The 22224-nt window shown below is 57.6% G+C and carries 22 protein-coding genes; 13 read left to right on the forward strand and 9 right to left on the reverse strand.

Annotation, left to right across the window (positions count from 1 at the left end):
• Positions 1 to 69: 69 nt before the first annotated feature.
• Positions 70 to 249: a PA3496 family putative envelope integrity protein gene (locus tag ACIPZE_RS10355; RefSeq protein WP_400772729.1), complete on the forward strand. Its 180-nt coding sequence runs from the start codon at positions 70 to 72 to the stop codon at positions 247 to 249.
• 87 nt (positions 250 to 336) lie between these two features.
• Here the strand turns inward: ACIPZE_RS10355 and ACIPZE_RS10360 are convergent, their stop codons facing one another.
• Positions 337 to 963, reverse strand: a complete 627-nt coding sequence (locus ACIPZE_RS10360; protein WP_064391960.1) for a response regulator transcription factor — start codon at positions 961 to 963, stop codon at positions 337 to 339.
• A 464-nt stretch (positions 964 to 1427) separates the two neighbouring features.
• Here ACIPZE_RS10360 and ACIPZE_RS10365 point away from each other — a divergent pair, with 464 nt between their 5' ends.
• Complete coding sequence (locus ACIPZE_RS10365) at positions 1428 to 2135, forward strand: hypothetical protein (protein WP_400772731.1); 708 nt, start codon at positions 1428 to 1430, stop codon at positions 2133 to 2135.
• Between the two features lie 86 nt (positions 2136 to 2221).
• Here the strand turns inward: ACIPZE_RS10365 and ACIPZE_RS10370 are convergent, their stop codons facing one another.
• Together ACIPZE_RS10370 and ACIPZE_RS10375 are read right to left on the reverse strand one after the other, a co-directional pair.
• A complete protein-coding gene (locus ACIPZE_RS10370) occupies positions 2222 to 3439 on the reverse strand; it encodes an argininosuccinate synthase (RefSeq protein WP_129395322.1) in 1218 nt (405 codons plus the stop codon).
• Positions 3440 to 3568: 129 nt separating this feature from the next.
• Positions 3569 to 4477, reverse strand: coding sequence for an OmpA family protein (locus tag ACIPZE_RS10375; protein WP_129395323.1), 909 nt, complete (start codon positions 4475 to 4477; stop codon positions 3569 to 3571).
• Positions 4478 to 4637: 160 nt separating this feature from the next.
• Between ACIPZE_RS10375 and pyrC the strand changes: the two genes are divergently transcribed.
• Together pyrC and rnt are read left to right on the forward strand one after the other, a co-directional pair.
• On the forward strand, positions 4638 to 5684 hold the full coding sequence (pyrC, locus tag ACIPZE_RS10380; RefSeq protein ID WP_008079419.1) for a dihydroorotase: 1047 nt from the start codon (positions 4638 to 4640) through the stop codon (positions 5682 to 5684).
• Positions 5681 to 6358, forward strand: coding sequence for a ribonuclease T (gene rnt / locus ACIPZE_RS10385; RefSeq protein ID WP_007916667.1), 678 nt, complete (start codon positions 5681 to 5683; stop codon positions 6356 to 6358). Before pyrC ends, rnt begins: the two co-directional genes overlap by 4 nt.
• Before the next feature lie 74 nt (positions 6359 to 6432).
• On the opposite strand, the gene ACIPZE_RS10390 is transcribed toward rnt, so the two are convergent.
• Positions 6433 to 7035 carry a peroxiredoxin gene (locus tag ACIPZE_RS10390; protein ID WP_003227723.1) on the reverse strand — a complete coding sequence of 201 codons (603 nt, stop codon included), beginning with the start codon at positions 7033 to 7035 and terminating at the stop codon, positions 6433 to 6435.
• Positions 7036 to 7348: 313 nt separating this feature from the next.
• On the opposite strand from ACIPZE_RS10390, the gene ACIPZE_RS10395 reads away from it, so the two are divergent.
• Positions 7349 to 7567: a bacterioferritin-associated ferredoxin gene (locus ACIPZE_RS10395; RefSeq protein ID WP_003227725.1), complete on the forward strand. Its 219-nt coding sequence runs from the start codon at positions 7349 to 7351 to the stop codon at positions 7565 to 7567.
• A 200-nt stretch (positions 7568 to 7767) separates the two neighbouring features.
• Positions 7768 to 8241 (forward strand): bacterioferritin, encoded by a 474-nt coding sequence (bfr, locus tag ACIPZE_RS10400; RefSeq protein ID WP_095123255.1) that lies wholly within the window; start codon positions 7768 to 7770, stop codon positions 8239 to 8241.
• A gap of 194 nt (positions 8242 to 8435) precedes the next feature.
• On the opposite strand, the gene grxD is transcribed toward bfr, so the two are convergent.
• From grxD to ACIPZE_RS10415, 3 genes are all read right to left on the reverse strand, one after another.
• Entirely contained in the window at positions 8436 to 8777 is a 342-nt protein-coding gene (gene grxD / locus ACIPZE_RS10405) for a Grx4 family monothiol glutaredoxin (RefSeq protein WP_129395324.1), read from the reverse strand.
• Positions 8778 to 8874: 97 nt separating this feature from the next.
• The gene (locus tag ACIPZE_RS10410) at positions 8875 to 10980 is read right to left on the reverse strand and encodes a molybdopterin oxidoreductase family protein (RefSeq protein WP_400772733.1); all 2106 of its coding nucleotides are present in this window, start codon (positions 10978 to 10980) and stop codon (positions 8875 to 8877) included.
• Positions 10981 to 11114: 134 nt separating this feature from the next.
• Positions 11115 to 11405: a hypothetical protein gene (locus ACIPZE_RS10415; protein ID WP_038369077.1), complete on the reverse strand. Its 291-nt coding sequence runs from the start codon at positions 11403 to 11405 to the stop codon at positions 11115 to 11117.
• A 403-nt stretch (positions 11406 to 11808) separates the two neighbouring features.
• On the opposite strand from ACIPZE_RS10415, the gene argF reads away from it, so the two are divergent.
• Together argF and ACIPZE_RS10425 are read left to right on the forward strand one after the other, a co-directional pair.
• Positions 11809 to 12729 (forward strand): ornithine carbamoyltransferase, encoded by a 921-nt coding sequence (argF, locus tag ACIPZE_RS10420; RefSeq protein ID WP_100845205.1) that lies wholly within the window; start codon positions 11809 to 11811, stop codon positions 12727 to 12729.
• Positions 12726 to 13835 carry an ABC transporter ATP-binding protein gene (locus tag ACIPZE_RS10425; RefSeq protein ID WP_129395326.1) on the forward strand — a complete coding sequence of 370 codons (1110 nt, stop codon included), beginning with the start codon at positions 12726 to 12728 and terminating at the stop codon, positions 13833 to 13835. Before argF ends, ACIPZE_RS10425 begins: the two co-directional genes overlap by 4 nt.
• A gap of 78 nt (positions 13836 to 13913) precedes the next feature.
• On the opposite strand, the gene ACIPZE_RS10430 is transcribed toward ACIPZE_RS10425, so the two are convergent.
• A complete protein-coding gene (locus tag ACIPZE_RS10430) occupies positions 13914 to 14696 on the reverse strand; it encodes a PhzF family phenazine biosynthesis protein (protein WP_400772736.1) in 783 nt (260 codons plus the stop codon).
• Between the two features lie 98 nt (positions 14697 to 14794).
• Positions 14795 to 15265, reverse strand: a complete 471-nt coding sequence (gene ybaK / locus ACIPZE_RS10435) for a Cys-tRNA(Pro) deacylase (protein ID WP_129395328.1) — start codon at positions 15263 to 15265, stop codon at positions 14795 to 14797.
• Positions 15266 to 15628: 363 nt separating this feature from the next.
• On the opposite strand from ybaK, the gene ACIPZE_RS10440 reads away from it, so the two are divergent.
• From ACIPZE_RS10440 to ACIPZE_RS10460, 5 genes are all read left to right on the forward strand, one after another.
• Positions 15629 to 16480, forward strand: coding sequence for an MIP/aquaporin family protein (locus tag ACIPZE_RS10440; RefSeq protein WP_007916695.1), 852 nt, complete (start codon positions 15629 to 15631; stop codon positions 16478 to 16480).
• A 77-nt stretch (positions 16481 to 16557) separates the two neighbouring features.
• Entirely contained in the window at positions 16558 to 18060 is a 1503-nt protein-coding gene (gene glpK, locus ACIPZE_RS10445) for a glycerol kinase GlpK (protein WP_129395329.1), read from the forward strand.
• 95 nt (positions 18061 to 18155) lie between these two features.
• A complete protein-coding gene (locus ACIPZE_RS10450; protein ID WP_007916700.1) occupies positions 18156 to 18911 on the forward strand; it encodes a DeoR/GlpR family transcriptional regulator in 756 nt (251 codons plus the stop codon).
• Positions 18912 to 19156: 245 nt separating this feature from the next.
• A complete protein-coding gene (glpD, locus tag ACIPZE_RS10455; protein ID WP_400772737.1) occupies positions 19157 to 20695 on the forward strand; it encodes a glycerol-3-phosphate dehydrogenase in 1539 nt (512 codons plus the stop codon).
• 522 nt (positions 20696 to 21217) lie between these two features.
• Positions 21218 to 22144: a glutamate/aspartate ABC transporter substrate-binding protein gene (locus ACIPZE_RS10460; protein WP_400772738.1), complete on the forward strand. Its 927-nt coding sequence runs from the start codon at positions 21218 to 21220 to the stop codon at positions 22142 to 22144.
• Positions 22145 to 22224 lie beyond the last annotated feature (80 nt).

Below are 22224 nucleotides of genomic sequence, written 5' to 3' on the forward strand. Positions count from 1 at the left end.
TCTTTTTTACCAGCCGCTGTATTGTCGATATAAGGAGCGCCAAAGGCAGTCTTAGCCGGGAGTTAACCTATGAGTACCGATAAAGAGCAATTGGACGTAGAAGACGATTTTACTGCCGCTGAGACCGATGACGCAGAACCAGTGGTCGAGGTGGCAAAAACCAACCTCAGCAAACGCCGCACCATCGACAATTTGCTAGAGGAGCGCCGGTTGAAAAGACAATTGGCCGATTACGATTTTGATCTTTGACACCTGAAGCCTCCCGAAACGGAGGCTTTTTTCTGTCCGTTGCACGCTGGTATTGATCGGCCCACCACCCCTTCGCTGAAAATACACTCAGACAAGTCCATTGCGCTGTGCCAGCTCGATCAGATCAACCAGTGAACGGGCATTGAGTTTCAGCAGTAATCGAGTCTTGTAAGTACTCACGGTCTTGTTACTGAGAAACATGCCATCGGCAATTTCCTTGTTGGTCTTGCCCCGGGCCAATTGCTGCAACACCATCATTTCGCGCCCGGAAAGACGATCGACCATATCGGCTTCGCTGGCATTCCCCAGGCTGGTGCGTACTGTATGCAATGCCTGATTGGGAAAGTAACTGTAACCGGACAGTACCGCCTTGATGGCGCTCAGCAATTCAGTCAAATCCTGTTGTTTGCAAACATAGCCCGCAGCGCCAGACTGCATGCAACGCATTGAAAAGTGCCCCGGTGCCTGGGAGGTCAACACGAGGACTTTCATTGGCATGGCAGTCGAAGCCAGACGCGCAATAACCTCAAGACCATCAAGTTTGGGTATTCCAATATCCAGAATGACAATATCCGGCATTTGTTCGCGCGCAAGTTGCAGGGCATCTACACCATTATCCGTCTCTGCAATAACTTCGTAGCCATGACGTTCCATCAGCATACGCACAGCAAGACGAATGACGGGGTGATCATCCACGATCAGCACTTTATTCATGGGCAAGTCCAGTTTCGCTGTTCGAATTTTTAGAGCCGGCACAATAGCCTAGTCACTTGTGCCATGGCACAAGAGAGTTCCGTTGCACTCACAGCGAAAGACATTCCCTACGACAAACAAAGACTTTTCCTACAAAAATCCAGACTTCTGCAAGTGAAGTGTCACTCGGACGTGGTCTACATCCCTGCCAATCCTTTAAAACGTCTACCGGCTAAGTCCGCGAGAGAACCATTGTACGGCCTGCGTTGCGATCCGTAATATATTGGAGAACCTTGCCCGGCGCTATCGAAGATTCCAACCCCGCAAAAACCGCATGTATTTTTCAATCAAAGTCCGTCAGCGCCTGAAACATAAACAACTGAAACAAGATACTTCTACCAAACTCTATGCTTTTAATATAAAAATGCACATCAACTAAAAAACGAATCACAAATGCGGACAACTACATTTCATGAGTACTGAATATGATGAAATTCAAAAAGAAAATCGCCAACCCGATGACGGTAATCGTTGTATTTGCTTTTATATCCGAATCCTCTGCCGCCGTGTCGCTGCCATTCCTTGGTGATCGTGAGCGCGAGATGTACATCTGGTTCCTTATGAGCTTTCCGTTTTACTTGCTGCTGCTATTCTTCATTACATTAAACTTTAACTACCGATCTCTTTACGCTCCTTCCGACTTCGACAAGGACGACAGTTTTTTAAAGCTTTCCACCGATACCCAAGGCTCTGAAGATGGGTTGCGCAACAGTTCGAAGAAAAAAAAGCCGACGGCTGAAACCAAGGCAACAGAAGCTTTTTTCAGTAATGGAATATCTGCAGTAGAAACGGACTCGCATCTGCCAAGCCAGCCTTCAGAACAGGGCGATGCCGACAAAGAATGTGCATGGATCGAGCATAACGTTCATTGGCCGAAGCCTCTGGGCACCCTGAGAGCCATCGACGTGCGCCAGATGAATAATCGAATGGAGTTTGACGCCTTGCTGGAAAACTTCTCCCATCCTGGCAAACATTCGAAAGTCATCGTGTTGCTGACCGATCCGGTGTCTGAAGTTTTGCTTATGCAAATCATGGCGGACTTTATCCGGCAGGCAAAAAAACGCGTTGGCGCGAACCATGTGATTACTTACAACGTATGTACGCAAGCCAGTACGATTCTGAAAGCAGCATGAAACACAGGCAGTTTTTTGTAGTGGATAAAAAAAGGCGGCCTTGTCATAACGACAAGCCGCCTTTTTTTATTGCGCGTCTGAAGGACTCAGAACAGCTTGCGGCCCTTGTTGGCAGCTATGCGCATGCGCAGCGCGTTGAGCTTGATGAAGCCCGCCGCGTCGGCCTGGTTGTAAGCACCGCCATCTTCTTCGAAGGTCGCGATGTTGGCATCGAACAGCGAATCGTCGGACTTGCGGCCGGTAACGATCACGTTGCCTTTGTACAGCTTCAGGCGAACCACACCGTTCACGTTGACCTGCGAAGCGTCGATCATCTGTTGCAGCATCAGACGCTCAGGGCTCCACCAGTAACCGGTGTAAATCAGGCTGGCGTATTTCGGCATCAGCTCGTCTTTCAGGTGAGCGACTTCGCGGTCGAGGGTGATCGACTCAATGGCGCGGTGAGCGCGCAGCATGATGGTGCCGCCCGGGGTTTCGTAGCAACCACGGGATTTCATGCCGACGTAACGGTTTTCGACGATGTCGAGACGACCGATACCGTGGGCACCACCGATCTTGTTCAGCGTCGCCAGCACGGTGGCCGGGGTCATTTCGACGCCGTCCAGTGCCACGATGTCGCCGTTACGGTAGGTCAGTTCCAGGTATTGTGGTTTGTCGGGAGCGTTCTCCGGGGAGACGGTCCATTTCCACATGTCTTCTTCGTGCTCGGTCCAGGTGTCTTCCAGCACGCCGCCTTCATAGGAGATGTGCAGCAGGTTGGCGTCCATCGAGTACGGTGACTTCTTCTTGCCGTGACGCTCGATAGGGATCGCGTGCTTCTCGGCGTAGTCCATCAGCTTCTCGCGGGACAGCAGGTCCCACTCACGCCATGGAGCAATGACTTTTACGCCAGGCTTGAGTGCGTAGGCACCCAGCTCGAAACGCACCTGGTCGTTGCCCTTGCCGGTGGCGCCATGGGAAATGGCGTCAGCGCCGGTTTCGTTGGCGATTTCGATCAGACGTTTGGCGATCAGCGGACGTGCGATGGAAGTACCGAGCAGGTACTCACCTTCGTAAACGGTGTTGGCGCGGAACATCGGGAACACGAAATCACGCACGAATTCTTCGCGCAGATCGTCGATGTAGATTTCTTTGACGCCCATGGCCTGAGCCTTGGCGCGGGCCGGCTCGACCTCTTCGCCTTGACCGAGATCAGCGGTGAAGGTCACCACTTCACAGTTATAAGTATCCTGCAGCCACTTGAGGATCACCGAAGTGTCCAGGCCGCCGGAATACGCCAGAACGACCTTGTTTACGTCCGCCATGCCATCACTCCACGGGGTTCTACGGAAAGCCGAGGAGTCTACCGCCCAAACGCGATAATTTACAGAGGCGCGACAGCTTAAGACGACAAAGCGACAGAATCTGTCGAGAGCGCGACGATGACCGGCGGGTCAGGAAGTCGCCGCAGTACTGGCTGGAGTGCTCGCTTGCGGTGCCGGAGTGGTGATAGGAGCCACACGCGCCAGTTTGACATTGACCCGGCGGTTTTTCGCGCGATTGGCCGCATTGGTGTTCGGCACGATGGGGTATTGCTCGCCATGGAAACGCACGGTGATCTGCGATTCCTGAATGCCGTTGGCCTTGAAGAAGTCGACCACCGCCAGCGCCCGACGGCGCGACAGCTCACGATTGGTCAGGCGATTGCCGCTGTTGTCGGAATGGCCGTCGAGTTCGATGTGATTGACCGTCGGATCGGCCTTCATGTATTCGAGCATCACTTGCAGCCTGGCCTTGGCGGCGGCATCAAGGTCAACGCCCTCGCCGGGGAAGCCAATCTGCGACTGCTTGATCTGCTCGAAATTCTGCGGCAGCAATTTCGCCACGCAAGTCTGGTAATCGTTGAACGCCTTGCTGAACTTGACCGGCAATAAACGCACTTCCGAGACGCGGCCATCGCCCGAGGCACGGCGCACCACCGGGCTGCGTCCGTCCAGCAGACCGCTGATCAAACCGCCGGCCTGCGACTGCGAACTGCTGAGCAAAACATTGCCGCTGCCCAGCCTGACACTGCCCAGATTGATGTCGCCACGCCCCGGCTGCCACGGCGCGGCCGCCGCCAGCAACGTCGCCGAACCACCGCCGAGCATGGCGTTGTAGGCATTCAGACGAAAGATCGCCTGCTCGCCCGCTTTGCGCACGAATTCGCCCGAGCCGAAGTCGGTGATCGGCTGGGTCAGGCGGCATTCGAACTTGTCGCCGGCGACCGTCCACTCAATGTTCTCCAGACGGGTCTGGTACGTGAGCGCCATCGCGGGGAGGCTGGCAAACACACTGAGCAAGGCTAAATAACGCTGGCGCACGGGAGGCTCCATTGGCTTCTGAAACACAAAGACCGATTCACACTATGTTTACGGCATACCTACGGGATATCGGAAGCTTCCCGCAAAACTTGATAGCGAGTGCCTGCAAGAGTCTTTTCCGGTAGCATTCGCCTCAGTTTGACCCGCCTGGAATCCCCTCATGTCCGACCGCCTGACCCTGCTGCGTCCCGACGACTGGCATATTCATCTTCGCGATGGTGCTGTGTTGACCAATACCGTTGCCGATGTTGCGCGCACTTTTGGCCGCGCGATCATCATGCCCAACCTGGTACCTCCGGTGCGCAACGCCGCCGAGGCCGATGGCTATCGCCAGCGGATCCTCGCTGCCCGCCCGGCCGGCAGTCGCTTTGAGCCGCTGATGGTGCTGTACCTCACCGACCGCACCCAGCCCGAAGAAATTCGTGAAGCCAAGGCCAGCGGTTTTGTCTACGCCGCCAAGCTGTACCCGGCCGGCGCGACCACCAACTCCGATTCCGGTGTAACCAGCATCGACAAGATTCTGCCGGCGATCGAAGCCATGGCCGAAGTCGGCATGCCGCTGTTGATCCACGGTGAAGTCACCCGTGGCGACGTCGATGTGTTCGACCGCGAAAAGATTTTCATCGATGAGCACATGCGCCGCGTGGTCGAGCGTTTCCCGACGTTGAAAGTGGTGTTCGAACACATCACCACCGCTGACGCCGTGCAGTTCGTCAACGAGGCTTCGGCCAACGTTGGTGCAACCATCACCGCGCATCACCTGCTCTACAACCGCAACCACATGCTGGTGGGCGGCATTCGGCCGCACTTCTATTGCCTGCCGATCCTCAAGCGCAACACGCATCAGGAAGCCCTGCTCGATGCCGCCACCAGCGGTAGCGCGAAGTTCTTCCTTGGCACCGATTCGGCACCGCACGCCCAGCACGCCAAGGAAGCCGCTTGCGGTTGCGCCGGCTGCTACACCGCGTACGCTGCCATCGAAATGTATGCCGAAGCTTTCGAACAGCGTAACGCGCTGGACAAGCTCGAAGCCTTCGCCAGCCTCAACGGCCCGCGTTTCTACGGCCTGCCGGCAAACACCGATCGCATCACCCTGGTCCGTGAAGAATGGACCGCCCCGACCAGCCTGCCATTCGGCGAGCTGACCGTTATCCCGCTGCGCGCCGGTGAAAAACTGCGCTGGCGCCTGCTGGAGGAACACGCGTGAGTGAAGACCATTTCGACGACGAACTGGACGGTCAAAGTGGCGGCGGCGGTTCCCGTCACCCGATGGCAGCACGTTTTCGTGGCTACCTGCCGGTTGTCGTCGACGTAGAAACCGGTGGCTTCAACTCGGCCACCGATGCGCTGCTGGAGATTGCTGCGACCACCATCGCCATGGATGAAAAGGGTTTTGTTTACCCCGATCACACCTACTTCTTCCGCGTTGAGCCATTCGAAGGCGCCAACATCGAAGCAGCGGCGCTGGAGTTCACCGGGATCAAGCTCGATCACCCGCTGCGCATGGCCGTCAGCGAAGAAACCGCGCTGACCGACATCTTCCGTGGCATCCGCAAAGCGCTGAAAGCCAACGGCTGCAAGCGTGCGATTCTGGTTGGCCACAACAGCAGCTTCGATCTCGGCTTCCTCAACGCGGCCGTCGCGCGTCTGGACATGAAGCGCAATCCGTTCCACCCGTTCTCCAGCTTCGACACCGCGACGCTGGCCGGTCTGGCCTACGGTCAAACCGTACTGGCGAAAGCCTGCCAGGCCGCCGACATCGACTTCGACGGCCGTGAAGCGCACTCCGCGCGTTACGACACCGAGAAAACCGCTGAGCTGTTCTGTGGCATCGTCAATCGCTGGAAACAGATGGGCGGCTGGGAAGACTTCGACGACTGATCCTCGTCGAGTAAATCCCGCGCATAAAAAAACCGGCCACGTGGGCCGGTTTTTTTCTACCTCAACGTTGCGCCTTACAGGGCAGCAGCGTTCTCGGTCAGGTATGCAGCAACGCCTTCTGGCGAAGCGTTCATGCCTTTGTCGCCTTTTTTCCAGTTGGCAGGGCAGACTTCGCCGTGCTCTTCGTGGAATTGCAGAGCGTCGACCAGACGGATCAGCTCTTCCATGTTACGGCCCAGCGGCAGGTCGTTGATGATCTGCGAGCGGACAACGCCTTTGTCGTCGATCAGGAACGCACCACGGAACGCTACGCCGCCTTCCGACTCAACGTCGTAGGCCTTGGCGATGTCGTGCTTCATGTCGGCAGCCATGGTGTATTTCACCTGGCCGATGCCGCCATTGTTCACTGGGGTGTTGCGCCATGCGTTGTGAGTGAAGTGCGAGTCGATCGACACAGCGATCACTTCAACGTTGCGCGCCTTGAAGTCAGCCATGCGGTTGTCCAGAGCGATCAGCTCGGACGGGCAGACGAAGGTGAAGTCCAGTGGGTAGAAGAACACCAGGCCGTATTTGCCTTTGATGGCCGAGGACAGGGTGAAGCTGTCAACGATCTCGCCATTGCCGAGTACGGCCGGGACGGTGAAGTCAGGGGCTTGTTTGCCTACGAGTACGCTCATTGATATCTCCTGGTGTAAAAACTTGAAGTTCAGGGTCCGCGCCAGCCTGCCACCCTCAGGCGACAGCCCTGTGACACGAACCCCCTTCGCAAGGGCCGACCATCATACACTGCGAATTTGGCCTGTCCTTAACGGTTTTTTGCAGCAGCGCAACAGACGGCTGCATTTACGGGGCCAGGCAAATTGCCAGTCACCACCGTTCGTCAGTCACCGCTGTCAATCGGCGAAAGCCTTCCGAAAGCACTTTGACAATCATTCTCGTTAACATTAAGATCCATCGCAATTGAGTCACAACCAGCGACGGTTCTCACTTATGTATGTTTGTCTCTGCACTGGCGTCACCGACGGACAGATCCGCGAAGCGATCTATGAAGGTTGCTGCAGCTATAAAGAAGTCCGCCAGGCTACCGGCGTCGCCAGCCAATGCGGCAAATGTGCCTGCCTTGCCAAGGAAGTCGTACGCGAAACCCTGACCAAGCTGCAAACCGCTCAGGCCGCGATCCCCTATCCGGTAGAATTTACCGCTGCGTAATTACCCCCATTTCGAAGAACCGGACTTATGTCCGGTTTTTTTATGCCTGCAAATCAATCGGTTACGCTCTAGACGCGGAACACAAACATTCTTATTCCGATTAATTTTCATATATTATTCAATAACTTAGGTTTGACACATATAAATACGAAGCTCAAACTCTGCCGTATATACAGCTATTACAGGGCAGGACTCCGATCATGAAAGGCGACATTACAGTCATCCAGCATCTCAACAAGATCCTTGCCAATGAGCTGGTCGCGATCAATCAGTACTTCCTGCATGCCCGCATGTATGAAGATTGGGGTCTGAACAAGCTCGGCAAGCACGAATACAAAGAATCCATCGATGAGATGAAGCACGCGGACAAGCTGATCAAGCGCATCCTGTTCCTCGAAGGCCTGCCGAACGTGCAGGATCTGGGCAAGCTGCACATCGGCGAGCACACCAAGGAAATGCTTGAGTGCGACCTGCGCATCGAGAAGACCGGCCATGCTGACCTGAAGACCGCGATCGCACATTGCGAAACCGTTGGCGACTTCGGCAGCCGTGAACTGCTCGAAGACATTCTCGAATCCGAAGAAGAACATATCGACTGGCTGGAAACCCAACTGGGCCTGATCGATAAAATCGGTCTTGAGAACTATCTGCAATCGCAGATGGGCGAAGAGTAAGTTAGCGCTCGCTAAACTCGAGACACTAAAAAGCCCCGCCCTCTTTCGAGGCGCGGGGCTTTTTATTGCCCGGATTGCGGTCAATACCGTAATCCCTGTGGGAGCCAGCCTTCTGGCGATAGCGTCATGTCAGCCGACAACGTCGTCAGCGGCAGAAAGCATTCGCGAGCAGGCTCGCTCCCACAAAAGCCGGATCAGGCTTCGGACTTGTTCGCCGCTGCCGCTTCAACAGCCGCCTTGATGGTGCTTTGCAGCGAACCGTCTGCAGCCATCTCGGTCATGATGTCGCTACCGCCGACCAGCTCGCCGCCGACCCACAGTTGCGGGAAAGTCGGCCAGTTGGCGTACTTGGGCAGGTTGGCGCGGATTTCCGGGTTCTGCAGGATGTCCACGTACGCAAACTTTTCGCCACACGCCATCACAGACTGCGCAGCTTTCGCGGAGAAGCCGCACTGCGGGGCATTCGGCGAGCCTTTCATGTAAAGCAGAATGGTATTGTTGGCAATCTGCTCTTTAATCGTTTCGATGATATCCATGGAGCACCTCGGCTGAACTTTCCGACTCATGGGTCGGCACGGTGACGCATTGTAACGGAATCCTGAGCGCCATGCTCGGTCTCCCCGACAGACCTGCTCAAGCCGCCGCCACCGTCACCGGCACGCCATTGAGCGCCGCGTTGCCCGACAATTCGTCGAGCTGACATTCATCGGTCAGGTCATTGGCGCTCGAACCTGGCTGACCACTGGCAATCGCCATCTGCACGCCCGGTCGCGCATGGCCCCAACCGTGCGGCAGGCTGACCACGCCTTTCATCATGTCCAGACTGCCGAGCACTTCCACTTCAATCTGCCCGACCCGCGAGCTGACCCGCACCAACTGACCGTCGTTAAGGCCACGATTGGCAAGGTCTTCCGGGTGCATCAGCAGCTGGTGACGCGGCTTGCCCTTCACCAAACGGTGGTAGTTGTGCATCCACGAGTTGTTACTGCGCACATGGCGGCGGCCAATCATCAACAGTTCATCGGCCGCTGGCGCCTGCAAGGCAGCGAAGCGTGCGAGATCGCCAAGGATCTCTGGCGGCGCAGCCTGCACCCGCTGGTTCGGTGTTTTCAGGCGCGTCGCCAGATTCGCTTTCAACGCGCCCAGATCAATGCCGTGGGGATGATCGAACAGTGTCGCCAACGAAAGTTTCTGCTCGGAGGCGTCACCGTACAGACCCATGCGCAAACCCATGTCGATCATCTTCGCCGGCGGCATCGTTGGCTTCAGTTCTTTACCGGTCTTCTCGGCGAAAGCCTTGGCCAGGCCAACAAAAATCTCCCAGTCGTGCAACGCGCCTTCGGGTTTGGCGAGGATCGCGCGATTGAAGCGAGTAACGTTACGCACCGCGAACAGGTTGAACGTGGTGTCGTAGTGATCATTCTCCAGCGCCGAGGTCGACGGCAGGATCAGGTCGGCGTAACGCGTGGTTTCATTGATGTACAGATCGATGCTGAGCATGAATTCCAGGCCGTCCAGTGCCTGTTCCAGTTGCCGCCCGTTCGGGGTCGACAACACCGGATTGCCGGCCACGGTGATCAGTGCACGGATCTGCCCCTCGCCTTCGGTGAGCATCTCTTCGGCCAGCGCCGAGACCGGTAGCTCGCCGCCGTATTCCGGACGCCCGGAAACCCGGCTCTGCCATTTGTTGAAATGCCCGCCGGAGGTTGACGCCACCAGATCCACGGCCGGCTCGGTGCACAACGCGCCGCCAACGCGGTCGAGGTTGCCGGTGACCAGATTGATCAACTGCACCACCCAGTGACACAGCGTGCCGAACGCCTGCGTGGAAACCCCCATACGTCCATAACAAACCGCACTCGGCGCCGCAGCGAAGTCACGGGCCAGTTGGCGGATCTGCTCGGCAGGAACCGCGCACAACGGGCTCATGGTCTCGGCCGTAAATGTCGCCACCGCAGCGCGGACCTCGTACAGGCCATCAACCGGCAAATGACTGTCGCGAGTCAGGCCTTCGCTGAACAAGGTGTTGAGCAGGCCAAACAACAACGCCGCATCACCGCCCGGACGGACGAACAGATGCTGATCGGCCATCGCCGCCGTCTCGCTGCGCCGAGGGTCGACCACCACGACCTTACCACCGCGTGCCTGGATCGCTTTTAAACGTTTCTCAACATCTGGCACGGTCATGATGCTGCCGTTGGAGGCCAGCGGATTACCGCCGAGGATCAGCATGAAATCGGTGTGGTCGATGTCCGGAATCGGCAGCAGCAGGCCGTGGCCGTACATCAGATAACTGCTCAGGTGATGCGGCAACTGATCGACCGACGTCGCCGAGAAGCGATTACGCGTCTTCAGCAAACCGAGGAAATAATTGCTGTGGGTCATCAACCCGTAATTGTGCACGCTCGGGTTGCCCTGATAGACCGCCACGGCGTTCTGCCCATGCCGCTCCTGGATCGTCGCCAGTTTCTCCGCCACCAGCGCAAACGCCTCGTCCCAATCGATCGGCAGCCACTCGCTGCCAACTCGGCGCATTGGCTGGCGCAGGCGGTCCGGATCGTTCTGGATATCTTGCAGCGCCACAGCCTTGGGGCAGATGTGGCCACGACTGAAGGTGTCGAGCGCATCGCCCTTGATCGAGGTGATCGCGACATTGCCATCGGTTTCGGTGGTCTCGATGGTCAGCCCGCAAATGGCTTCGCACAGGTGGCAGGCACGGTGATGGAGAGTCTTGGTCATGGCCAGTCTCTGTCTTGTTCTGGGCGGGCAATCACGCCCGCGGGAACAAAACTATGGCCCCGGCGCAGGTTAGGCGCCAGCGACGTTCGTCTTGTGAATCGCCGACTATCAGGTGCGCAGATACACCGCCATGTTCAACTGGAGGGCAGCTGAGGCGGCGCGGCCAGCTGGATTTCCTGGATGGTTTCGATCTGCTCGTGGGCGACGTGTACGCCGGTGAGTTCGCCGATCAACCGCCAGTGCTCGTCAAGCCCGGCACTGATGGTGGCCATGCGATCAATCATGTGGCGGCCGGCAGTCTTCACCACTTCGTCTTCGCTGCGCAGCAGTTCGAAGGACATAGAGGTGACCGACGCGGTGAGATGGGTCAGAGAGCGAGCCGTGTGGCCCAGCAATTCCATTAACAATTTTTCTTTCGATTCCATGCGGAGGCTTCCTGCGTCGCTCGAAAGGTATTTATAACCCAGCACTTTGCTTTAGCAAATGTTTCAGGCTGGCCATCCGACCAAGCGAATCCATAACCGGCCAGTCTTAAACCGACCAGAGTGGCACCATCCCCGCCACGCTGGATTGCCAAGCCCCGCGAGGCCAGTGTACAAAGGGGCTCGCTGCTGCCTGAACCCGGCTTCAAATGCGCGACTGCAACATCCAGTGCGCTCTTCGATTCCCGCAAAAACCGTAGCCTATTGGAAAAACGCGACATTTAGTGTCAATATCGCGCCTCCCCCTATTTCGTCGCCCCGTGCGGCTTACGCCGCAGGTCTCGCCCGTTGTTCCGTTAAACAAGGCCTTGAGCATCTGCGGTTTGTAGCAAAAAGGTAGTCAATGATGAGCGCAAGGCACTTTCTCTCCCTGATGGATTGCACGCCCGAAGAGCTGGTCAGCGTGATTCGTCGAGGCGTTGAGCTCAAGGACCTGCGTAACCGCGGCGTACTGTTCGAGCCTCTGAAAAACCGCGTGCTGGGCATGATTTTCGAGAAATCCTCGACCCGTACGCGGATTTCGTTCGAGGCGGGCATGATCCAGCTCGGTGGCCAGGCGATCTTCCTGTCGCCACGCGACACTCAACTGGGCCGTGGCGAGCCGATCGGTGATTGCGCCATCGTCATGTCGAGCATGCTCGACGCGGTGATGATCCGCACCTTTGCCCACAGCACATTGACCGAATTCGCTGCCAATTCGCGCGTGCCGGTAATCAACGGCCTGTCCGATGATCTGCACCCGTGCCAGTTGCTGGCCGACATGCAGACGTTCCTTGAGCACCGTGGTTCGATCCAGGGCAAGACCGTGGCCTGGATCGGCGACGGCAACAACATGTGCAACAGCTATATAGAAGCGGCCATCCAGTTCGACTTCCAGTTGCGCATTGCTTGCCCGGAAGGCTATGAACCCAACCCTGAATTCGTCGCCAAGGCTGGCGATCGCGTGACCATCGTCCGCGATCCGCAGGACGCCGTGCGCGGCGCACATCTGGTCAGCACCGACGTCTGGACTTCGATGGGCCAGGAAGAGGAAACTGCCAAGCGCCTCAAGCTGTTCGCCCCGTTCCAGGTCAACCGTGCCCTGCTCGACCTCGCTGCCGAGGACGTGCTGTTCATGCACTGCTTGCCTGCGCACCGTGGCGAAGAAATCAGCCTCGACCTGCTCGATGACCCGCGCTCCGTCGCCTGGGATCAGGCAGAAAACCGTCTCCACGCACAGAAGGCCCTGCTCGAGTTCCTCGTCGAACCGGCATATCACCACGCATGAGCCATGAATTACTGCTGAACCTGCGCAACCTCGCTTGCGGCTACCAAGATCAACGTGTGGTGCAGAACCTCAATCTGCACCTCAACGCCGGTGACATCGGCTGCCTGCTCGGCTCGTCCGGCTGCGGTAAGACCACCACCCTGCGCGCCATCGCCGGTTTCGAACCGGTGCACGAAGGTGAAATCACCCTCGGTGGCGAAACCATCTCCAGCGCCGGCTTTACCCTCGCTCCGGAGAAACGCCGGATCGGCATGGTATTCCAGGATTACGCGCTGTTTCCGCACCTGAGCGTCGCCGACAACATCGCCTTCGGTATCCGCAAGCATCCGAACAAGGCGCGCGTCACCGAAGAGCTGCTCGAACTGGTCAACCTGAAAAACCTCGGCAAGCGCTTCCCGCACGAGTTGTCCGGCGGCCAGCAGCAACGTGTCGCCCTCGCCCGCGCCTTGGCACCCGAGCCGCAATTGCTGCTGCTCGACGAACCCTTCTCCAACCTCGATGGCGAGTTGCGCCGCAAACTGAGTCATGAGGTGCGCGACATTCTCAAGGCCCGCGGCACCAGCGCGATTCTGGTGACCCACGACCAGGAAGAAGCCTTTGCCGTCAGCGATCACGTTGGTGTGTTCAAGGAAGGTCGACTGGAACAGTGGGACACGCCGTACAACCTGTATCACGAGCCGGCGACGCCATTCGTGGCCAGTTTCATCGGTCAGGGTTACTTCGTTCGCGGCCAGCTCGGCAGCCCCGAATCGGTGCAGACCGAACTGGGCGTACTGCGCGGCAACCGCGCATATGGGTGGCCGATTGGCGGGGCTGTTGATGTATTACTGCGTCCGGATGACATTGTTTATGCGCCGGATAGTGAGTTGAAAGCACGGATTGTTGGCAAGACGTTCCTGGGGGCTTCGACCTTGTATCGCCTGCAACTGCCGACTGGAGCGCAGCTGGAATCGATTTTTCCGAGCCATGCGGATCATCAGGTCGGCGCGGAAGTAGGGATTCGGGTTGCGGCTGAACATCTCGTATTGTTTCAGGCATCCGGCAGCACCGCTGCGCAGATTCCGGCAGTTGAGAACGGCGTCCGCCGCTACAGCACTGCGCTTTAAAGATTAAAAGATCGCAGCCTTCGGCAGCTCCTACATTGATCCCTGCAGGAGCTGCCGAAGGCTGCGATCTTTTAGCGTTTAACCGAGGATCAGGGTGCCGCTCGCAACGAGCGTCGCATGTCCGCCGATCTTCACTCGCTCACCTTCCAGCCGACAGAACAACTCACCACCCCGCGCCGAACGCTGGCATGCGGTCAAACTGGATTTTCCCAGACGCTTGGACCAATACGGTATCAGGCTGCAATGCGTCGACCCGGTGACCGGATCCTCATTGATACCAATCGCCGGGGCGAAATAGCGCGAGACGAAATCATGCTGATTACCACGCGCTGTGACGATTGCGCCCAACCACGGCAGCTTGGCCAACGCGACCATGTCCGGCTTGCAATCAAGCACCGCCTGCTCCGACTCCAGCACCACAAACAGTTCGTTGGAGCCCAGCACATCAACCGCTTCGACCCCCAATGCGCGCTCGACATCCAGCGTCACGCCAATCTCTGACGGTACGATCGACGGGAAGTCCAGCCACAAGCGACCCGCTTCACGGCTGACACTCAACGGCCCGGACTTGCAGGTGAAGTCGATACGCTCGGCTGTTTCCTGGTAGATCTCGAACAGCACATAAGCACTGGCCAGCGTGGCGTGCCCGCACAGCGGCACTTCGGTGGTCGGGGTGAACCAGCGGATATGCCAGGCCGATCCCTCACGCACCAGAAACGCGGTTTCCGCCAGATTGTGTTCGGCAGCGATCTTCTGCATCAGCTCATCGGCGAGCCACGCATCGAGCCGATAGACCATCGCCGGGTTGCCACTGAACGGCCGATCACTGAATGCGTCGACCTGATGAAACTCGAGCTGCATAACTTTCTCCCTGGGTCAGTCGGCAAAGCATGCAGCGCGTGACGGATCAGCGCCAGTGACAGAACCGACCAATTTTCTTCATACAGCGCGGGCGAACGTCAGGCGCGGCCGATGTCGGCGAATTTGGCCTGGGTGTGTTCGGCGAGAATCGCCGGGGCCAACTCGACTTCCAGGCCACGCCGACCGGCACTGACATAAATAGTCGCAAAACCCTGAGCCGAGTTATCAATGAAGGTGCGCAGGCGTTTCTTCTGCCCCAACGGGCTGATGCCGCCCAGCAGATAACCGCTGGAACGCTGTGCTGCTGCGGGGTCAGCCATTTCGACTTTCTTCACTCCCGCGGCATGCGCCAGACCTTTCAGGTCGAGACTTCCGACGACCGGAACCACCGCCACCAGCAGCTCACCTTTTTCGCTGGCCGCCAGCAACGTTTTAAACACCTGCGCCGGCTCAAGTGCCAGTTTTTCTGCGGCCTCCAGCCCATAGGAGGCAGCCTTCGGGTCATGTTCGTAACTGTGCACGCGATGTTCGGCACGAACTTTTTTCAACAAGTCCAACGCAGGGGTCATGGCAGCTCCAGGCTCGGCAGTGACTTAAAAATCCTCCGGCGGATTCTAGGTGATCAGCCCTCAAAAGGCTCTATTCCAAGCCACGATTCCTGTGGCTTACAGGCATTTCGAGCGCATCGTCCCAGCACCATGGCAGAGGATCATTCACCCAGCGAATAGTTATATTGTGACCGATGGTTCACTTTCGACCTTTGACAGGTTTGTTTCTTGTCTATATTTTTTCGAATCTGAATAATGTAAGAATTATCATCATTGCAGCACCCAGCAGTAAACCGGGCAACGGAATGGGGATTCCTACCCGGCGAAAATCGCGCCCTGCCGTATCGGCAATGCGCCAGACAACAACAAAAACCGAGGTTTTCAATGACAACTGCTTTACAGCAACCATCGCTTTCGAGCCAATGCATGGCCGAGTTTCTGGGTACTGCACTGCTGATCTTTTTTGGCACCGGCTGTGTCGCCGCGCTCAAAGTCGCGGGCGCCAGCTTCGGCCTGTGGGAAATCAGCATCATCTGGGGCGTCGGCGTGAGCATGGCCATCTACCTCACGGCCGGGGTTTCCGGCGCTCACCTGAACCCGGCTGTCAGCATCGCCTTGGCAATATTCGCCGACTTTGAAAAGCGCAAACTGCCCTTCTATATTCTTGCGCAGATCGCTGGCGCCTTCTGCGGCGCGCTGTTGGTTTACACGCTGTACAGCAATCTTTTCTTCGATTACGAACAAACTCACCAAATGGTTCGCGGTTCGGCCGCCAGCCTTGAGTTGGCCTCGGTGTTCTCGACGTTCCCGAATCCGGTGCTGTCGACTGCCCAGGCTTTCCTGGTCGAGATGATCATCACCGCGATTCTGATGGGCGTGATCATGTCACTGACCGACGACAACAACGGCTTGCCGAAAGGCCCGCTGGCGCCGCTGCTGATCGGCTTGCTGATCGCGGTGATCGGCAGTTCGATGGGCCCGCTGACCGGGTTCGCGATGAACCCGGCGCGTGACTTCGGTCCGAAACTGATGACTTTCTTCGCTGGCTGGGGTGAAATTTCCTTCACTGGCGGCCGCGATATTCCGTACTTCCTGATTCCGATTTTTGCACCGATTGTCGGTGCCTGCCTCGGCGCTGCCGGGTATCGCGGGCTCATCGCCCGTCACCTGACCGGCGCCACACCTGCTACAAAGGATGCAGAACCGGCCATTGACGGCAAACCAAGAACTTCTTGAAACAGTCGGCGCAGGCTCCTGCCAATCCGAGCCTGCGCCACGGCCCACTCTCCCTTATTTCGTCCAAGGCAATCGACATGACCGACATTCAGAATAAGAACTACATCATTGCCCTTGATCAGGGTACGACCAGCTCCCGCGCGATCATTTTCGACCGCGATGCGAACGTGGTCTGCACCGCACAGCGCGAGTTCGCCCAGCATTACCCGCAAGCCGGTTGGGTCGAACACGACCCGATGGAAATCTTCGCCACCCAGAGCGCGGTGATGGTTGAAGCGCTGGCGCAAGCCGGTCTGCATCACGACCAAGTCGCCGCCATCGGCATCACCAACCAGCGTGAAACCACCGTAGTCTGGGACAAGACCACCGGTCGCCCGGTGTACAACGCCATTGTCTGGCAGTGCCGCCGCAGCACCGAGATCTGCCAGCAGCTCAAGCGCGATGGCCATGAGCAATACATCAGCGACACCACCGGTCTGGTCACCGACCCGTATTTCTCCGGCACCAAACTGAAGTGGATCCTCGACAACGTCGAAGGCAGCCGCGAGCGTGCGCGCAACGGCGAACTGCTGTTCGGCACCGTCGATAGCTGGCTGATATGGAAATTCACCGGCGGCAAGGTACACGTCACCGACTACACCAACGCCTCGCGCACCATGCTCTTCAACATTCACTCGCTGGAGTGGGATTCGAAGATGCTGGAGATCCTCGACATCCCGCGCGAAATGCTCCCGGAAGTGAAGGCCTCTTCGGAAATCTACGGTCGTACCAAGAGCGGCATCGCTATCGGCGGTATCGCCGGCGACCAGCAGGCCGCCCTGTTCGGCCAGATGTGCGTCGAGCCAGGCCAGGCTAAAAACACCTACGGCACCGGCTGCTTCCTGCTGATGAACACCGGCGACAAAGCGGTGAAATCGCAGCACGGCATGCTTACCACCATCGCTTGCGGCCCGCGTGGCGAAGTCGCTTACGCACTGGAAGGCGCGGTATTCAACGGCGGCTCGACCGTGCAGTGGCTGCGTGATGAACTGAAGATCATCAACGACGCCCACGACACCGAATACTTCGCCAATAAGGTTAAGGACAGCAATGGCGTGTACCTGGTACCGGCATTCACCGGTCTCGGCGCTCCGTACTGGGACCCGTATGCCCGTGGCGCACTGTTCGGCCTGACACGCGGCGTTCGCGTCGATCACATCATCCGCGCGGCGCTGGAATCGATCGCCTACCAGACCCGCGACGTACTCGACGCCATGCAACAGGACTCCGGCGAACGCCTCAAAGCCCTGCGCGTGGACGGCGGCGCGGTAGCGAACAACTTCCTCATGCAGTTCCAGGCGGACATCCTCGGCACCCAGGTCGAGCGCCCGCAAATGCGCGAAACCACGGCACTCGGCGCGGCGTATCTGGCCGGTCTGGCGTGCGGTTTCTGGGGCAGCCTGGAAGAACTGCGTGGCAAAGCGGTAATCGAGCGTGAGTTCGAACCGAGCCTCGACGAAGTTGCCAAAGAGAAGCTGTATAAAGGCTGGAAAAAAGCCGTCAGCCGCACCCGCGACTGGGCGCGTGAAGACGCTGAATAAGCCAACGTACAGTTCCAGATAGGCATCTAACTGGTCGGGAGCGGATTCCTGCGGCATCATGGGCAAATTTTGCACGGCAGCCCAAAGGAAGCCCCATGAATCTGCCTCCCCGTCAGCAGCAAATCCTCGAGCTGGTCCGCGAACGCGGCTATGTGAGCATCGAGGAAATGGCCACGCTGTTCGTTGTTACCCCGCAAACCATCCGCCGCGACATCAATCAGCTCGCGGAAGCCAATCTGCTGCGTCGCTACCACGGCGGCGCCGCCTATGATTCCAGCGTCGAAAACACTGCCTATGCGATGCGCGCTGATCAGATGCGCGATGAAAAACAACGCATCGGTGAAGCCATCGCCGCACAGATTCCCGATCACGCCTCGCTATTCATCAATATCGGCACGACGACCGAGTCGATTGCCCGCGCCCTGCTCAATCACAACCACCTGAAGATCATCACCAACAACCTGCACGTAGCGTCGATGCTCAGTGCCAAGGATGACTTCGACGTGCTGCTGACCGGCGGCAACGTGCGTCGTGACGGCGGTGTCGTCGGTCAGGCGAGCGTGGATTTCATCAATCAGTTCAAGGTTGATTTTGCCCTGGTCGGGATCAGCGGCATCGATGAAGACGGCAGCTTGCTCGACTTCGATTATCAGGAAGTGCGGGTTTCGCAGGCAATCATTGCCAATGCGCGACAGGTGATTCTGGCGGCGGACTCGAGCAAGTTCGGGCGCAACGCGATGATCCGGTTGGGGCCGATCAGTCTGATTGATTGTTTGGTGACCGATCAGCAGCCAGTGCCGGCGTTGGCGCAGTTGTTGAGCCAGCACAAGATTCGTCTGGAAGTGGTTTAACCCCCCCAAGATCAAAAGATCGCAGCCTTCGGCAGCTCCTACAGGTCAAGTGAACCCTGTAGGAGCTGCCGCAGGCTGCGATCTTTTGCTTTTCATGTTCGAAAATTTTCTTTTTCCTGCCCTTCGATGAGTTTTTTCAATCGAACGTGACTGGCTGCGCGCGTCTTTATGGGCTACCATTTTCGCAAATGAACATTAATGTTCGATTTCCAAGACAGAAAATCAAAAGAGCCCGAGGCCAGCCGATGTCCACCTCTACCTTGCGTACGCCCCCAATCTCCGAGATCTACGACATCGCCGTCATCGGCGGCGGGATCAATGGCGTGGGAATCGCAGCGGATGCCGCCGGTCGCGGTCTCTCGGTGTTCCTTTGCGAAAAGGACGACCTCGCCAGCCACACTTCGTCGGCCAGCAGCAAGCTGATCCACGGTGGCCTGCGCTACCTCGAACATTACGAATTCCGTCTGGTGCGTGAAGCGTTGGCCGAGCGCGAAGTGTTGCTGGCCAAGGCGCCGCACATCGTCAAACCGATGCGTTTCGTGTTGCCGCACCGTCCGCACCTGCGCCCGGCGTGGATGATTCGTGCCGGCCTGTTCCTGTATGACAACCTCGGCAAACGCGAAAAACTGCTAGGTTCGAAAAGCCTGAAGTTCGGCGCCGACAGCGCGTTGAAAAGCGAAATCAGGAAAGGCTTCGAATACTCCGATTGCTGGGTCGACGACGCCCGCCTCGTAGTACTCAATGCCTTGGCCGCCCGCGAAAAAGGCGCCCACGTCCACACCCAGACCCGTTGCGTTAGCGCCCGTCGCGCCAAAGGCCTGTGGCACCTGAACCTGGAACGTGCCGACGGCAGCCTGTTTTCGATCACCGCCAAGGCACTGGTCAACGCGGCAGGCCCGTGGGTTGCCAAGTTCATCCGTGATGACTTGAAGATGGAATCGCCGTACGGCATCCGTCTGATTCAGGGCAGCCACATCATCGTGCCGAAACTGTACGAAGGCGATCACGCGCACATTCTGCAAAACGAAGATCAGCGCATCGTTTTCACCATTCCGTACCTGAACCACTTCACCCTGATCGGCACCACCGACCGTGAATACACCGGTGATCCGGCAAAAGTGGCAATCACCGATGGCGAAACCGAGTACCTGCTGAAAGTGGTCAACGCGCACTTCAAGAAGCAGATCAGCCGCGACGACATTCAACACAGCTACTCGGGCGTACGCCCGCTGTGCAACGACGAATCCGACAACCCGTCGGCCGTTACCCGCGACTACACCCTGGCCTTGTCGGGCAACAGCGAAGAAGCGCCACTGCTTTCGGTTTTTGGCGGCAAGCTGACCACCTACCGCAAACTCGCCGAATCGGCGATGGCGCAACTGCTGCCGTTCTTCACCCAGATGCGCCCGAGCTGGACAGCCACGGCCACCCTGCCCGGCGGCGAAGACATGACCACGCCACAGGACTTGAGCGCACTGATTCGCGACAAGTTCGACTTCGTGCCGAGCGAGATCGCGCGTCGCTGGTCGACCACCTACGGCAGCCGCACCTGGCGCATGCTCGAAGGCGTGGAAACCCTCGCCGACATGGGCGAACACCTCGGTGGCGGGCTCTACACCCGGGAAGTCGACTACCTGTGCAGCGAAGAGTGGGCGACCACTGCGCACGACATTCTCTGGCGCCGTAGCAAGCTGGGGTTGTTCACCACTCCGGCTGAGCAGGAGAAGCTTGCGGTGTATCTGGGTAAGGTCGAACACAACCGTAGCAAGATTGAAGCGGCGTGATCTGAACATCGGTTAAACAAAAAGCCCCTGAATCGTAAGGTTCAGGGGCTTTTTTGTTTTGGGGGTTTATTGACACTGGTTGGGTCAGTGAGATCTTTCCCCCTCACCCCAGCCCTCTCCCCCAAGGGGTAGAGGGGAAAGGGAGCCGATCTTCATAGGCTTCGAAACTAGAGTTCGACTCGGGATCCCAAGTCGGTGCATCTCGCCCATACAACCCGGTCAGTCCCCTCTCCCTCCGGGAGAGGGCTAGGGTGAGGGGCTCTTCACCGTTCGGTTTTCCGAACGAGACTCCCTGGTCAATTCGGTTAACCGGATCCACTCATACAAAAAAATTCGCCATAAAACTTTAATCACTTTATAAATCATCAACTTAACCAATCGAGACTGGTCTGGCACGACTCATGCTCTACACTCTCTCGACGAATGCCTGTTGAGCCAACACTTCAGGAGCCGTCAGGCATTCGAAGCACAAAAGGGCCGACGAACTGGCTCCATAAAAAAAACAATGTCGAGGAAAATTTGATGCGCATCGTTCCCCATATCCTGGGCGCAGCCATTGCTGCCGCTCTGATCAGCACGCCAGTTTTCGCCGCCGAACTCACCGGCACCCTGAAGAAAATCAACGAATCCGGCACCATCACGCTCGCTCACCGCGACAGCTCCATTCCGTTTTCCTACATTGCAGACGCTTCGGGCAAACCAGTGGGCTACTCCCACGACATTCAGATGGCTATCGTTGAAGCCCTGAAAAAAGACCTGAACAAACCCGACCTGCAAGCCAAGTACAACCTCGTCACCTCGCAAACCCGTATCCCGCTGATCCAGAACGGCACCGCGGACCTCGAGTGCGGCTCCACCACCAATAACACCGAACGCGCCCAGCAAGTCGACTTCACCGTCAACATCTTCGAAATCGGCACCCGTCTGCTGGTCAAGAAAGACAAGGATGGCAAGCCGTCCTACGCTGACTTTGCCGACCTGAAAGGCAAGAACGTCGTGACCACCGCCGGCACCACGTCCGAGCGCATCATCAAAGCGATGAACGCCGACAAGCAGATGGGCATGAACGTCATCTCCGCCAAGGACCACGGCGAATCCTTCAACATGCTGGAAAGCGGCCGCGCCGTTGCCTTCATGATGGACGACGCCCTGCTGGCCGGTGAAGAAGCCAAGGCCAAGAAGCCGACTGACTGGGTCATCACCGGTACTCCACAGTCCTTCGAAGCCTACGCGTGCATGGTTCGCAAAGACGACCCGGCCTTCAAGAAAGCCGTGGATGACGCAATTGTCGGCCTGTACAAGTCCGGCGAGATCAACAAGATCTACAGCAAGTGGTTCGAGAGCCCGATCCCACCTAAAGGCCTGAACCTCAACTTCCCGATGAGCGACAAGTTCAAGGAGCTGATCGCCAATCCGAGCGACAAGCCAGCGCCTGACGTAAAAATCTGACTCTGATCTAACCTTATCGCCTGAGGGAACCGACTCTCCCTCAGGCGTCAGTTACTACCTGCTGGCTTTGTTTTGGAACA

Origin of the sequence: Pseudomonas sp. NPDC089741 (assembly GCF_044748825.1) — a bacterium.
GTDB classification, from domain to species: Bacteria; Pseudomonadota; Gammaproteobacteria; order Pseudomonadales; family Pseudomonadaceae; genus Aquipseudomonas; species Aquipseudomonas helmanticensis.

Excerpts from the sequence above, each read along its gene's own strand:
- ybaK (WP_129395328.1), bottom strand. The coding sequence starts at position 15,265 with ATGACCCCTGCGTTGGACTTGTTGAAAAAAGTTCGTGCCGAACATCGC.
- glpK (WP_129395329.1), top strand. The coding sequence starts at position 16,558 with ATGACCGACATTCAGAATAAGAACTACATCATTGCCCTTGATCAGGGT.
- ACIPZE_RS10410 (WP_400772733.1), bottom strand. The coding sequence starts at position 10,980 with ATGACCAAGACTCTCCATCACCGTGCCTGCCACCTGTGCGAAGCCATT.
- ACIPZE_RS10450 (WP_007916700.1), top strand. The coding sequence starts at position 18,156 with ATGAATCTGCCTCCCCGTCAGCAGCAAATCCTCGAGCTGGTCCGCGAA.
- ACIPZE_RS10460 (WP_400772738.1), top strand. The coding sequence starts at position 21,218 with ATGCGCATCGTTCCCCATATCCTGGGCGCAGCCATTGCTGCCGCTCTG.
- ACIPZE_RS10415 (WP_038369077.1), bottom strand. The coding sequence starts at position 11,405 with ATGGAATCGAAAGAAAAATTGTTAATGGAATTGCTGGGCCACACGGCT.
- pyrC (WP_008079419.1), top strand. The coding sequence starts at position 4,638 with ATGTCCGACCGCCTGACCCTGCTGCGTCCCGACGACTGGCATATTCAT.
- ACIPZE_RS10390 (WP_003227723.1), bottom strand. The coding sequence starts at position 7,035 with ATGAGCGTACTCGTAGGCAAACAAGCCCCTGACTTCACCGTCCCGGCC.
- ACIPZE_RS10440 (WP_007916695.1), top strand. The coding sequence starts at position 15,629 with ATGACAACTGCTTTACAGCAACCATCGCTTTCGAGCCAATGCATGGCC.
- ACIPZE_RS10370 (WP_129395322.1), bottom strand. The coding sequence starts at position 3,439 with ATGGCGGACGTAAACAAGGTCGTTCTGGCGTATTCCGGCGGCCTGGAC.
- ACIPZE_RS10360 (WP_064391960.1), bottom strand. The coding sequence starts at position 963 with ATGAATAAAGTGCTGATCGTGGATGATCACCCCGTCATTCGTCTTGCT.
- ACIPZE_RS10430 (WP_400772736.1), bottom strand. The coding sequence starts at position 14,696 with ATGCAGCTCGAGTTTCATCAGGTCGACGCATTCAGTGATCGGCCGTTC.
- bfr (WP_095123255.1), top strand. The coding sequence starts at position 7,768 with ATGAAAGGCGACATTACAGTCATCCAGCATCTCAACAAGATCCTTGCC.
- ACIPZE_RS10365 (WP_400772731.1), top strand. The coding sequence starts at position 1,428 with ATGATGAAATTCAAAAAGAAAATCGCCAACCCGATGACGGTAATCGTT.
- ACIPZE_RS10355 (WP_400772729.1), top strand. The coding sequence starts at position 70 with ATGAGTACCGATAAAGAGCAATTGGACGTAGAAGACGATTTTACTGCC.
- ACIPZE_RS10425 (WP_129395326.1), top strand. The coding sequence starts at position 12,726 with ATGAGCCATGAATTACTGCTGAACCTGCGCAACCTCGCTTGCGGCTAC.
- argF (WP_100845205.1), top strand. The coding sequence starts at position 11,809 with ATGAGCGCAAGGCACTTTCTCTCCCTGATGGATTGCACGCCCGAAGAG.
- glpD (WP_400772737.1), top strand. The coding sequence starts at position 19,157 with ATGTCCACCTCTACCTTGCGTACGCCCCCAATCTCCGAGATCTACGAC.
- ACIPZE_RS10395 (WP_003227725.1), top strand. The coding sequence starts at position 7,349 with ATGTATGTTTGTCTCTGCACTGGCGTCACCGACGGACAGATCCGCGAA.
- grxD (WP_129395324.1), bottom strand. The coding sequence starts at position 8,777 with ATGGATATCATCGAAACGATTAAAGAGCAGATTGCCAACAATACCATT.